Origin of the sequence: Streptomyces sp. NPDC049879, from assembly GCF_044461265.1 — a bacterium.
GTDB lineage: Bacteria > Actinomycetota > Actinomycetes > Streptomycetales > Streptomycetaceae > Streptomyces.
Window position 1 is genome coordinate 277,089 of record NZ_JBITKT010000004.1, and the last position, 12,123, is coordinate 289,211.

Annotated in this window: 12 protein-coding genes; 8 read left to right on the forward strand and 4 right to left on the reverse strand. The window is 74.7% G+C overall.

The genetic code is table 11. The features are described from left to right. Positions 1 to 71: 71 nt before the first annotated feature. The 3 genes from ACIBPC_RS16095 to ACIBPC_RS16105 are packed head-to-tail and all read right to left on the reverse strand — an operon-like array spanning position 72 to position 3,301. A complete protein-coding gene (locus ACIBPC_RS16095) occupies positions 72 to 707 on the reverse strand; it encodes a hypothetical protein (protein ID WP_398844903.1) in 636 nt (211 codons plus the stop codon). A gap of 43 nt (positions 708 to 750) precedes the next feature. Continuing rightward, positions 751 to 2,877 carry a hypothetical protein gene (locus ACIBPC_RS16100; RefSeq protein WP_398844906.1) on the reverse strand — a complete coding sequence of 709 codons (2,127 nt, stop codon included), beginning with the start codon at positions 2,875 to 2,877 and terminating at the stop codon, positions 751 to 753. A 37-nt stretch (positions 2,878 to 2,914) separates the two neighbouring features. Further along, positions 2,915 to 3,301, reverse strand: coding sequence for a hypothetical protein (locus ACIBPC_RS16105; RefSeq protein WP_362967514.1), 387 nt, complete (start codon positions 3,299 to 3,301; stop codon positions 2,915 to 2,917). 375 nt (positions 3,302 to 3,676) lie between these two features. Here ACIBPC_RS16105 and ACIBPC_RS16110 point away from each other — a divergent pair, with 375 nt between their 5' ends. From ACIBPC_RS16110 to ACIBPC_RS16145, 8 genes are all read left to right on the forward strand, one after another. Next, on the forward strand, positions 3,677 to 3,949 hold the full coding sequence (locus tag ACIBPC_RS16110) for a hypothetical protein (RefSeq protein ID WP_398844909.1): 273 nt from the start codon (positions 3,677 to 3,679) through the stop codon (positions 3,947 to 3,949). A 121-nt stretch (positions 3,950 to 4,070) separates the two neighbouring features. After that, entirely contained in the window at positions 4,071 to 4,355 is a 285-nt protein-coding gene (locus tag ACIBPC_RS16115) for a type II toxin-antitoxin system VapC family toxin (protein WP_398844912.1), read from the forward strand. A 181-nt stretch (positions 4,356 to 4,536) separates the two neighbouring features. Further along, positions 4,537 to 5,958, forward strand: coding sequence for a phytoene desaturase family protein (locus ACIBPC_RS16120; protein WP_398845616.1), 1,422 nt, complete (start codon positions 4,537 to 4,539; stop codon positions 5,956 to 5,958). A 105-nt stretch (positions 5,959 to 6,063) separates the two neighbouring features. Continuing rightward, positions 6,064 to 7,230, forward strand: a complete 1,167-nt coding sequence (locus ACIBPC_RS16125) for a glycerate kinase (protein WP_398844914.1) — start codon at positions 6,064 to 6,066, stop codon at positions 7,228 to 7,230. 84 nt (positions 7,231 to 7,314) lie between these two features. Next, complete coding sequence (locus ACIBPC_RS16130; RefSeq protein ID WP_398844917.1) at positions 7,315 to 7,719, forward strand: hypothetical protein; 405 nt, start codon at positions 7,315 to 7,317, stop codon at positions 7,717 to 7,719. Beyond that, positions 7,716 to 9,725 carry an FxSxx-COOH system tetratricopeptide repeat protein gene (gene fxsT / locus ACIBPC_RS16135; RefSeq protein WP_398844920.1) on the forward strand — a complete coding sequence of 670 codons (2,010 nt, stop codon included), beginning with the start codon at positions 7,716 to 7,718 and terminating at the stop codon, positions 9,723 to 9,725. The genes ACIBPC_RS16130 and fxsT overlap by 4 nt, the downstream gene beginning before the upstream one ends. 35 nt (positions 9,726 to 9,760) lie before the next feature. Then, the gene (locus tag ACIBPC_RS16140; RefSeq protein ID WP_398844923.1) at positions 9,761 to 10,564 is read left to right on the forward strand and encodes an alpha/beta fold hydrolase; all 804 of its coding nucleotides are present in this window, start codon (positions 9,761 to 9,763) and stop codon (positions 10,562 to 10,564) included. A 26-nt stretch (positions 10,565 to 10,590) separates the two neighbouring features. Continuing rightward, a complete protein-coding gene (locus ACIBPC_RS16145) occupies positions 10,591 to 11,427 on the forward strand; it encodes a MerR family transcriptional regulator (RefSeq protein ID WP_398844926.1) in 837 nt (278 codons plus the stop codon). Here ACIBPC_RS16145 and ACIBPC_RS16150 read toward each other — a convergent pair. Then, the gene (locus ACIBPC_RS16150) at positions 11,368 to 12,102 is read right to left on the reverse strand and encodes a tyrosine-protein phosphatase (protein WP_398844929.1); all 735 of its coding nucleotides are present in this window, start codon (positions 12,100 to 12,102) and stop codon (positions 11,368 to 11,370) included. The two genes, ACIBPC_RS16145 and ACIBPC_RS16150, sit on opposite strands and share 60 nt — an antisense overlap. Positions 12,103 to 12,123: the final 21 nt, after the last annotated feature.

The following is a 12,123-nucleotide window of genomic DNA, read 5'->3' on the forward strand; positions in this document are numbered from 1 at the left end:
CGGAGAGAGCGAGCCGTCCTGCCTGGCGGTTTCGGCGGGGGTGGCTCCGCAGCGCAGCGTCCGGAGGACGGTCACGCACAGCCGACGCGGTCGCGTTCCGCCTCCATCACAGGGATCAGCAGTTCCCGCAGGATCGCCTGGGCCTCATCGTCGTCCTCGGGAAAGTGCGCACGGATGACGACCGTTAGCGGACCGGAGTCCTGGAACACACCCGTGTCCGCGCCTGTGTTGTCGCATGCGCCCCTGGCGATGGCGACACGGGGCCAGACCCGGGCCTCGTAAGGTCCCGCTATCTCCACCGGCTCACCGGCCGCTTCCTCGGCCTCCGAGGCGAACCCCTCGAGACCGCCGGTCCCGCCCGGCATCGCCTCGACGGCGAACGCCACTTCCCCGTCCACCGTCCAGGTACAGAAGTAGCTCCACGTCACCCCACCCACGGTGCCTTCCCGCTCCGCCCGTTCGCCCGGCGGGAACAGGCCCTCGTAGAGGGCCTGTTCGACCGGCAGCTCACACAGCGTCTCCGGCACCGCATACTCCCTGGTGCCCGACCCGCCGTCGTCCGAGCAAGACGCCACGCACATACCGACGATCGCCAGGGACAGAGCCGCCTTCGCCGCCGTCGCTCTTCTCCCCATTCCGACAGGCGGATCCTCCGCGCGCTCTCCCGGCCGGACCGCCTCCGAGCCACCGGCCGATCGACTGGTCACTTCCTCGTCACACCTTGTGGCTTGCATGGCTGCCTTCCGTCCGTCACCCGAGCAGTTCACTGATACGCGCTTCACCTGTGTCGAGCCCCCTGCTCGTACTGATCACTGCCGTATCGGTGAGGAAAGACGCCTGATCGGTGAATCCGTTCGCCCCGGCCGCGATTCGGACCGTTGAGGCGCTGGCCCGTTCGGCGCGAGCCCAGGCTTCCGTCTTGGTGTCATGCGCGTCGTAGCGTGCAGTGCCCGAGGTGTCCTGCCGGGCGTCTTCTCCGTATGCGGCGACCAGATCCTCCGCCGCCCAGCCCGCGACCGTACCGCCGTACGGAATCATCGCGGTCGCCTCGCCGATGAGCCGGTCAGCCCACTGCGTCCGTTCCTCCAGCGCGGCGTTGAACTCCTCGTCCGTGGCGATCTGGGCTTGGTGCACGGCGTCGGCCCGGGTGGCCGCCAGGATGCCGGCGATCTGGCCGTTGCTCTCAGCAGCGTTGGTGACCCGCTGTTCAAGGCCGTCAGCGGGCGAAGCCAGCGCGAGATCGACGGATGCCGCCCCATAGGCTTCCTGAGCAGCCACGAGATCGCCGTACGCGTCGGGATCGCGCCCCACGCTGTAGAGGAAGGCCAGCGCCTCCGTCGGGTCGGGCGTGCCCGGGAGGTAGAGCTCCGCGGGTGGGTCGGTGCCTGTGACGGCGTGCTGCAGATCCGGCATGTAGGCCGCGCCGATGTGGGCGAGGCTGCCTGTCAGGGCCGCGTGGTGGTCGACGCGGGTGGTGCCGTTGGGGTCGAACTCGCCGCCGTAGTACGCCACGACGCGTTCGAAGAGTTCCGTGCGTTCCGCGCTGCGGAGTGGGGGTGTTCCGGTGCTGTCGTAGGGGTGGCCGAGGGTTGCCGATTCCAGTGCGTGGCCGAGGCTTGCGTAGCCCGCGCCCTCGGTCGCGCCGGAGACGTGGGGGTGCGGCCAGTCGCGTTGTTCGACGAAGTAGGTCCAGTTGCCCTCGTCGCCCAGGTAGCGGATCGCCGCGTCCGGGTTGTGGCCGAGTGCCTCCATCAGGCCGGTGGCCGGGTCGAGGCCGAGGTCGGCGGAGTCGTCGCCGAAGGCGAGGCGCAGCGGGGCGGTGGTGCGCCAGTGGCCCGTGCCGTTGTCGGCCTCCCAGCTCCGGAGGCGGTCGCCGTAGCCGGTCAGGAAGTTGTCGTCCCACTCGCCGTGGTACATCAGGCTGCTCGCGACCTGGAAGCCGTACGGGCTGTCCGGTGCGGACGGGTCGAGGCGGCGGTCGGCGAGGGCGAGGAGGTCGGTCTCCCAGTCGCGCATGGCCTGGCTGTCGCCGCGTGTGGCGAGGCCGAGGAGGGTGCCGAGTCCGGCCTGGAGGCCGGCCAGTTCCCCGGCCTCGGCGTCGGTCACGCCGCCCGCGGAGGCGGCGCCCGCGAGGGCGGCCCAGGAGGCGAGCGCGCCGTCGGCGCCGAGGCCGGTGGCGACGCGTTCGGCGAAGGCGGGGTCGTCGCCGTACGCGCGCAGGAGGTCGGCGATCCGCTCGCGGTCGTCGGCGGTCAGGGCGGCCGGGGGCCGGCCGAGGGTGTCCGTCAGCCATTCCGCGTCCTCGAACGCCCGCACCGCCTCGTCGAGCGAGCCGTACGAGACGCCGGTGAACGCGTGCGGGTCCGCGCCGCCCGCGTCGCGCAGGGCTTGGGCGACGGCCTCGTCCGCCTCGGCCGCGCGGCGCAGCACGGCGTCGATCTGCGCCTGCACGTCGTCCGCGCGCCCCTGCACGGCCTGCCGGGCTTCGTGGTCGAGCGACTGCGGGTCGCCGCCCGGCGAGGCGAGGCCGGAGGCGCTGACGTGAACGCCCTGGGAGGCGGCCGTCTCGACGAGCGCGGTGAGTTCGCCCTGGAGTCCCAGCAGGCGGTCGTGCGCGTCCTGGGAGAGCTCGCGCAGGGTGACGGCCTGCCGGAAGGCGGCCATGTACTGCTCGTAGTGCCGCTCGACCATCGGCAGGGTGACCGACGCGTTCTCCCCCACCCACACGGCCGAACGCGCCCCCGCGACCATGTCGTCGGCGGCCCCGCGGAAGTCGTCGAGCCGCCGCACCTGTTCGTCCCAGCGTTCCGCCGCCTGCGCGAGCCTGCCGAGCTGCGCGTTGTACAGGCCGTGGAACGTCATCCCTCCCGCGCCCATGGCGTCCGTCCTCCCCCTGCTCGCCGTGCCGTGGCCCCTACAGTCCGGTGATCCCCGAGTTGAGCCGCAGTCCCTCCTCGATCTCCGCCTCCAGCAGCGTCGTGATGCGGGCGGACGCGCCCAGGTGCTCGGCGACGTGCCGCAGTCCGTCGCGCAGCGTCCGTTCCTGCGTCACCCAGGTGTCGGCCACCTCGGTGAGCGCGGTGCCCGTCGCGAAGCCGTCCTGCTCCAGGGCGCGGCCCGTCTCGCGGGACATGTCCTCCGCGACGCGGCCGTTCGCCAGGAGGTTGGCGGTCAGCTCGGCCGCCGAGCCGCCGATGGCGTCGAGGTCGCCGGTCCGCACGACCTGTTCTTCTTCCTGCCCGTCCCGCGGGACCCGTTCGTCCACATTCCGCGCCGGGTCGCGGTACTCCCCCTCGCCCACGGCAGTCCCCTCCCTTCACCGGCCGCGCTGCCGTCGCAGCCGTGACCCCAGCATGACAGAGTGTCAGCACGGTGGGCACGGTCGTTGTCGAACCGTCACACGGGGCAGGCGACCGAACGATCGCCGGGCTGCTCCCGCGGACGGCACGCACATCCCCGCCAGAGGAGCGGCCGCCGCGATCGGTATCAGCGCCCTCCCGCCACCGGGCCAGGCGACGGCTCAGCCGGCCTGTACAAGCCACCCCGCACCGAGGGACGCGATCCTTGAGGACCGGCACGACAGCGTGACATTACTCACCCAAGCGGTCACAGAAAGCGAGTGGATGCGCCGTCCATCCAGCTGTTCGATGCCGCGAACCCGTTCTACACTGTCGACGTGACCGCTGCGTACGACTACGCGGACATGCACCACCTGGTGGACCGGCTCACGCCGACCCAGGTGCGGCGCCTGCGTCTCCTCGTCACCCAGGACGAAGAGCTGTCGCAGGTCGCCCAGTCCCTGTCGGGCGCCGAGGCGGACGACGAGGAGTCGGTCCCGGCCGGGCTGCTGGCCTTGATCGGCAGTGTGGACGGCCCGCAGGATCTGGCCGAACGGCACGACGACTACCTCCGCGAGCGGATGCACGAGCGTTTCGGCGACTCGGCATGACCGCCACGGTCCTGGACACCGGGCCTCTGGCCGCGGCGTTGAACGCCGCCGACCGGCGCCACCGGGGTGCGGTTCCCTTCTGACGTCGCTGACCGGCCGCCGTCTGCTGCCGAGTCCCGTCATGACCGAGGTCTGCTGGCTGCTGGAGCGCTGGCCCAAGGTCGAAGCGGCGTTTCTCGCCGAGGTCGCACGGAGAACCTTCGAGCTGGTGCACCTCACTCCGGCGGACCTGTCACGCATGGGGGAGTTGGTCCTCCAGTACGCCGACTTTCCGCTCGGCGGGGTCGATGCCTCGGTCATCGCGGTGGCCGAGCGCTTCGACGTGAACCGTGTGGCGACCCTCGACCGGCGGCATTTCAGCGTCGTCAGGCCCGCTCACATCGCCGCGCTGACACTTCTGCCGTAGCCCGGCGAACCGTCCTCCCCCCTTGATGCGGCAGGTACGGTTTCCGCGTGGAGGCACCGACGCCGACACCGCATGGGACCACACGCGGCACGGTGCGCACGGTCGTTGTCGAACCGTCACACGGGGCAGGCGTATCCTCGTGGGTCCTGTTCGCGGTGAAGAGGAGCGTGGCGTGCCGACGATGCGTGATGTGGTCGTGGTGGGTGCCGGGCCGAACGGGCTCACCGCGGCGGTGGAGCTGGCCCGGCGCGGCATGTCGGTCGAGCTGTTCGAGGCGCGGGACACGGTGGGCGGCGGCGCGCGGACCGAGGAGCTGACGCTGCCCGGCTTCCTGCACGACCCGTGCTCGGCCGCGCATCCGATGGGGGCGGGCTCGCCCGCGTTCCGGGGGATGCCGCTCGGGCGGTACGGGCTGGAGTGGCTGCGCACGGACATCGCGATGGCGCAGCCCTTCCCCGACGGGACGGCGGCGGTGCTGGCGAAGTCGGTCGGCGAGACGGCCGCGTCGCTCGGGCCGCGCGACGCGGGCGCGTACCGGCGGCTGGTGGAGCCGTTCACCGGCAGGTGGGACACGCTCGCCGGGGACTTCCTGCGCGTGCCGTGGGACGCGGTGCCGCGCGATCCGGTGACGCTGGCCCGCTTCGGGCTGATCGGCTTCCTGCCCGTCGGGGCGCTGGTGCGGCGGTTCAGGGACGACCGGGCGCGGGCGTTGTTCACGGGTCTGGGCGGGCACGCGATCGCCCCGGTGGGGACACCGCTGACGGGCGGCATGGCGACGGTCTTCGCGCTCGCCGCGCACGCGCACGGCTGGCCGGTGGCGCGCGGCGGGTCGCAGGCGATCTCGGACGCGCTCGCCGCGTACCTGCTCGACCTCGGCGGCACGGTCCACACCGGCGTCGAGGTCCGGCGGCTGGACGAACTGCCGCCCGCCCGCGCGTACGTCTTCGACACCTCCCCGACGGCGCTGGCGCGCATCGCGGGCCTGGGCAGGACGTACGAGGGCTACCGGTACGGCCCGTCCGTGTTCAAGATCGACTACGCGCTGGACGGTCCCGTGCCGTGGACGGCGCCCGAGGCGCGGCGCGCGGCGACCGTGCACGTGGGGGCGTCGAGCCAGGAGATCGGCGCGGCGCTGAGGGCGGCGGCGACGACCGACCGGGCGCCGGAACAGCCGTTCATGATCACGGTGCAGCCGTCGGTCGTGGACCCGGGCCGGGCGCCCGAGGGGAAGCACGTGTTCTGGGCGTACGGCCATGTGCCGGGCGGCTGGGACGGGGACCTGACGGACGCGATGGAGCGGCAGCTGGAGCGGTTCGCGCCCGGCTTCCGGGACCTCGTGCTGGCCCGCGCGGTCGCCGGTCCCGCGGAGCTGTCGCGGCGGAACGCGAACTACGTCGGCGGCGACATCGCGACGGGGGCCTTCCGGGGGCTGCAGACGATGTTCAGGCCGCGCGTGACGTTCAACCCGTACGCGACGCCGCACCCGGCGGTGTTCCTGTGCTCGTCGGCGTCCTGGCCGGGCCCGGGGGTGCACGGCATGTCGGGGCACAACGCGGCGAAGGCCGTCTGGCGGCGGCTGGGGCTGAGCAACCGGCGCCGCTGACCCGTACGCCGGGGCGACCCGGCCGTGACCTGCGCACTCCCGCCCGGATAGGGTCGCCAGCGGCGTGACCGCCTTCCCGACCGCAACCGAACCCCAGGGGCGACCATGACGGACACGGACACGGAGACCGACACCGGGACCGCTGCCGGACGCGTGCTGATCGCGGCCGACAAGTTCAAGGGCTCGCTGACAGCCGCCGAGGTCGCGGCGCACGTGACGGCCGGTATCCGCGCCGAACGCCCCGGCGCCGTGGTGACGTCGCTGCCCGTCGCGGACGGCGGCGACGGGACGGTGGACGCGGCGGTGGCGGGCGGCTTCGAGGCGCGCGAGGCCGAGGTGTCGGACCCGCTGGGCCTGCCGGTGCGCGCGGTGTTCGCGCTGCGCGGCGACGTCGCGGTGGTCGAGATGGCGCAGGCGTCTGGCCTGGCGCTGCTGCCGCGCTGGTCGCTCGCCCCGATGACGGCGACGACGTACGGCACCGGCGAGCTGATCGCGGCGGCGCTGGACGCGGGCGCGCGCACGATCGTCCTGGGCGTCGGCGGCTCGGCGACGACGGACGGCGGCGCGGGCATGCTCACGGCGCTCGGCGCGCGGCTGCTCGACGCGGACGGCGACCCGGTGCCGTACGGCGGCGGCCCGCTGCGCGACCTGGCATCGGCCGACCTGTCGGGCCTCGACCCGCGCCTCGCCGGGACCACGTTCGTGCTGGCCAGCGATGTCGACAATCCGCTGACGGGCCCGACCGGCGCGGCGGCGGTCTACGGGCCGCAGAAGGGCGCCGACCCGGTGGAGGTCGAGGTGCTGGACGCGGCGCTCGCCACGTTCGTACGGGTCCTGGAGCGTACGGAGGGCCCGCGCGCCGCCGAGCTGGCCGCCTCCCCGGGCGCCGGCGCGGCGGGCGGTCTCGGCTTCGGCGCGCTGCTGGGCCTCGGCGCGTCCTTCAGGCCGGGCATCGAGGTGCTGCTCGACGTGCTCGGCTTCGAGGCGGCGCTCGCGGGCGCCGACCTGGTGGTGACGGGCGAGGGGTCGCTCGACGGGCAGACGCTGCACGGGAAGGCCCCGGCCGGGGTGGCCGCCGCCGCGCGGGCGGCGGGGAAGCGGGTCGTGGCGGTGTGCGGGCGGCTGGCGATCGGCGAGGCCGAGCTGGCGGGCGCGGGCATCGAGGCGGCCTATCCGCTGACGGCGCTCGAACCCGACCCGGAGCGCTGCATGGCCGACGCCGGTCCCCTGCTGGAACGGACGGCGCGCCGCCTCGCCGCCGAACAGCTCTGAGCCGCGCGGTGGTTGGGGACGAGCCCGGCGTGGCATGCTCGGGAGCCTGGAGACCCTGACGACCGATCCGTGAAGGGGGAACGCGTGGACACCCTCGCCCTCGCCAACGAGGCGGCGCCGTACGTCACCGCCGCCGTCGCCGCGTACGGCACGGCGGTGCTCACCAAGACGACCGACGGCGTCGCCGACGCGACCGTGTCCCTGGGGCGCCGCATCGTGCAGCGGCTCTGGGGCCGCGAGGAGGGGCGCGCCGGTCTTGAGGAGGCGATCGGGGACCTCGCCGAGGCGCCCGACGACGCCGACGCGCAGGCGGCGCTGCGCGTCAGGCTGCGCAGGGCGCTGCGCGCCGACCCCGGACTGGCCGCCGAGGTCGCCGGGCTGCTCCCGGCAGGCGGCACGCACGTGTCCGCGTCGGGCGACCGTTCCGTCGCCGTCGGGACCAACCACGGGATCGTCAGCACCGGCGACGACGCCACCGTCCAGCGGTGAACGACGGCCCGGCCGCCGGGGCGTCGGGCGAGCGGTCCGTCGCGGTCGGCACCAACCACGGCGTCGTCAGCACAGGCGACGGCGCCACGATCGACGCCCGCGTGTTCCGGCTGCCGGACCGCGCCGTCCGCACGCCGGACGAGGTGGCGGCCGCGCCCGGTCTGCACAACCTGCCCGCGCCGAGGAGTCAGGTCTTCGTGGACCGGCAGGACAGCATGGCCCTGCTGGTCGAGTCGGTCGGCGGTGGCGGCGGGACCGAGACGGTGCCCACGGTGGTCCACGGCCTGGGCGGCACGGGCAAGAGCGCCCTCGCCCTCCAGTTCGCGCACGAGCACCGCGACCGCTGGAACCCCGTCTGGTGGCTCGCCGCCGACACGCCCGCCGGCGTCACCGAGGGCCTCGCCGCCCTCGCCGCCCGGCTCGACCCGCACGCGGGCCTCACCGGCAGGACGGACGCCGAGAACGCCGCCTGGGCGATCGACTGGCTGCGCGCCCACACCGGCTGGCTGCTCGTGCTCGACAACGCCGACTCGCCACGCGGCCTGGCACCCGTCCTCGGGGCCCTCGCGTCCGGCCGCCACCTGATCACCAGCCGCAGGGCGACGGGGTGGCACCACCTCGCCAGGGCCCTGCCGCTGGGCACCCTCCCCCAGGACGCCGCGCTCGACCTGCTCGCGCGCATCGCGGGGCCCGACGAGGCGGAACGGGCCGTGCTCGACCGGCTCGCCACCGAACTGGGCTGCCTCCCCCTGGCACTTGAGCAGGCCGCCGCGTACATCAGGCACACGGCCATCACGCCCGCCGCGTACCTCGACCGCCTGCGCCGCCACCCCGCACGGATGTTCGCCGCGGCGGGCGGCGCGGGCGAGGCGGACAACGAGCGGACCATCGCCCGGATCTGGCGCCTGTCGCTCCAGGCCATGGACGGGGAGGAGCCGCTGGCGGGCGAGATCCTGCGGACCTTCGCCTGGTACGCGCCGGAGCCCGTCCCCCGCGACCTCGCCTACGGGCTGCACGACGACCCGCTCGCCGTGGACGACGCGCTCGCCCTGCTGCACTCGTACAGCATGGCCGCCCTGACGCCGCGCACCGTCGCGGTCCACCGGCTCGTGCAGGCGGTGGCGCGGACGCAGGACCCGGCCGATCCCCACCGCACGGCGGAGGCGGTCGGCCGCGCGCGGGAGAGCGCGGCGCGGCTGCTGGCGTCGGCGCTGCCGGGCGACCCGCTCTTCGACCACGAGGGCTGGCCCAGGTGGCGTGAACTGCTGCCGCACGTCCTGGCGTTCACCGGTCTCCTGGGCGCGGACGAGGAGACGCCGGTCACCGCGTCGCTCCACCTCGCCGCCTCCGGATTCCTGCTGGGCAACGGCCACTTCGACCAGGCCGTCACCTCCGGGCGGCGGGCCGTCGCGGCGTACGGCGCGACGCACGGGCCCGACGCCCCGATGACGCTGACCGCCCGCAGCTTCCTCGCCAGCGCGCTGCGGTCGGCGGGCGATCCGGAGGCCACCGCGCTGCACGAGGCGAACGCGGCCGACTGCGCACGCGTCCTCGGCCCCGAGCACACGGACACGCTGGCCGCGCGCGCCAACCTCGCCTACCTGTACGCCCTCTCCGGCCGCACGGCCGACGCGCTCGCGCTGCACGAGCGGAATCTCGCCGACCACGAACGCCTCCTCGGCCCCGACCACCCCCACACCCTCAACGCGCGGGCGAACGTGGCCAGTTCGTACCGCGACCTGGGCGACCTGGCCCGGGCGGTCGAACTGCACGAGCGGTCGGCCGCCGACTACGCCCGCGTCTTCGGGGAGGAGCACCCCGAGGCCCTCACCGCGCTCGCCAACCTCGCGTACGCCTGCCGCCTCGCGGGCGGCACCGCCCGCGCCGTACGCCTCTACCGGCAGGTGCTCGCCGGGCGGGAACGGCTCTTCGGCGAGGACCACCTGTGGACGGAGCAGGCACGGCAGTTGCTCTCCGAGGCCTCGCGGGAGCCCGGGGACGGTTGACCCTGACGCAGGGGCAACCCCGCAGCATGGCCGGCATGACGACGGAACCCAGCGCCCCAGGGCCCGTGCGGCACTCCACGGTCCACCACGACGGCGTCACGATCCCGGTGTCCCGCGGCGGCCGGGGAAGGCCGCTGGTCCTGTGCCCGGGGCTGAACTCCACGCAGGCCGGACTGCGCGAACTGGCCGCGCTCCTGCGGCGCGACCACGACGTGGTGACCTTCGACCTGCGGGGCCACGGCCTCGCCCCCGCCGCCGACCGGTACTCCTTCGACGCCTTCCTGAGCGACCTCGCCGCCGTGCAGGCGGCACTCCGGCTCCCCTCTCCCCCCGTGCTCGTGGGCTACTCGCTCGGCGCCGACCTGGCCGTGCACCACGCCGCCGAGCACCCCGGCGACATCGCGGGACTCGTCCTGATCGACGGGGCCAACCCGTTGCCCGAACCGTTCATCGCCGAGGCCGACCTGCGGGAGTTCCGCGCGCTGGCGGACGGGCTGGCGGCGCGGCAGCTGGCCGAGCGCGCCGAGGACGGCACGCGTGGGGCGGCGCTCACCGCGCAGGACATCTTCGCGCTGAGTCTGGAGATCGACGTGGTGCGGGCCGCGCTCCTCGACCGGTACCGGCGGGTCGACTGTCCCGTCCGCATGATCATGTCGACATCCATCGCGGGCGACCGCGCCGAGGGGCGCGCGCCACGGCACAACCGGCTCTGGCGCGCCGGTGTCGAACGGCTCATCCGCGCACGGCCGCAGACGTCCGTGTCCTGGCTCGACGCGGGCCACACGCTGGCGTTCACCCACGCCCCGGCCATCGCGGAGATCGTCAGAGGCGCGGCGTAGCCGTCGGTGTACGGGAGACTGGGCCGATGCTGACCATCGGCGAACTGGCGTCGTACGCGGGGGTGACCGTGCGTGCGGTGCGGCACTACCACGCCAGAGGACTGCTGCCGGAGCCGGAACGTGACCGCTCCGGCTACCGGCGGTACGACGCGGGCGCCGTGGTGGAGCTGATCCGGATACGGGCCCTCGCCGGGGCCGGGGTGCCGCTGGCGCGCGTACGGGAACTGCTACGGGCCGACGAGGAGGAGTTCGCCGCGGCGGTCGCGGAGATCGACGCGCGACTGGTGGCGGAGATCCTGGAGCGGCGGCGGCAGCGTGAGCGGATCGCGCTCCTCACGCCGGGGGACGGTCTGGCGCTGCCTGCCGAAGTGGTCGCGTATCTCGGCCGGTTGCGGGCGCTCGGCGTGGACGAGCGGATCGTCCGGGTCGAACGCGACGGCTGGGTGCCGCTGGCCGCGCACGCCCCCGGCCGCGTCCCGGAGTGGACGGCGCGCAAGTGCGAACAGCTCGCCGACCCGCGGTTCACCGACTTCTACCGCGCCTTGGGCCGGGCGCTGGACCGCGGCGACGACGCGCCGCTGGCCGAGCTGGCCGACGGCCTGGCCGCCTCGCTCACGCGGATGGCCGACGAGCGGGGCGACGCCTACCTGGACGACCTCGACGACGCGGACGTCGGGCCCGGCCTCGTCGCGCAGATGGACACGCTGGCGTTCGACGCCGTGCCGCCGGCCCGGCGGCTGGCCGGGCTGCTGGCGGAACGCGGCTGGTCCGGCTGGACGAGGCTGCGGCGCGTGGCGGCCGGGTCAGGGCGCGGGAACGGGGGCGGTCAGGCGGGTGCGCAGGGCGGTGGCGTCGGCGGGTGACAGGCCCGCCGCGTTCAGGACGGCCGGGATGTCCGTCTCCGCCAGCAGGGCGCGGACCTCGGCGGACGCCGTCGTGCCCGCCGCCGCCAGGGTCTCCTGGATCAGCGCCTCCTCGCCGTGCCGCCCGAGCGCGGCGTAGAAGCCGGACAGGCGCGCGGCGCTGAGGTCGTAGTCGGCGACGATGGCGTCCGCCGTCGCCCCGGCGAGCGCGAGCAGCGCCAGGCTGACGAGCCCCGTGCGGTCGCGGCCCGCGGCGCAGTGGACGAGGACCCCGCCGGGCGCGGCCCGCGCGACGGCCGTCAGCGCGGCCGCGCAGCGCGCCGCCTTCTCCGCGAGGAACGCCCGGTAGTACAGGGGCGTCGCGGGGCTCCAGCCGCGGGCGTGGCAGCGCTGCCAGAACGCGGTGTCTGCCGTGTCGTCCAGCGGCACGCGGACGCGGGCGATGCCGTGTCCCGGCGGGACGGGGTATCCGGTGCCCGCCTCGCCGTCCTCGCGGAGGTCCACGAGCGTGCGGACGCCGTACGCGGCCAGGGCCTCCCACCCGGCGGGCGTGAGGCGTTCGGGGGACTCGGCGCGGACGACCGCGCGCGGGCGGGTCGTTCCGCCGCCGGTCAGGCAAAGGCCGCCGAGGTCGCGGGCGTTGAAGCAGCCGTCCCAGTCGAGATGCCGTTCCATCCCTTCAGGGAAGCACGGCCG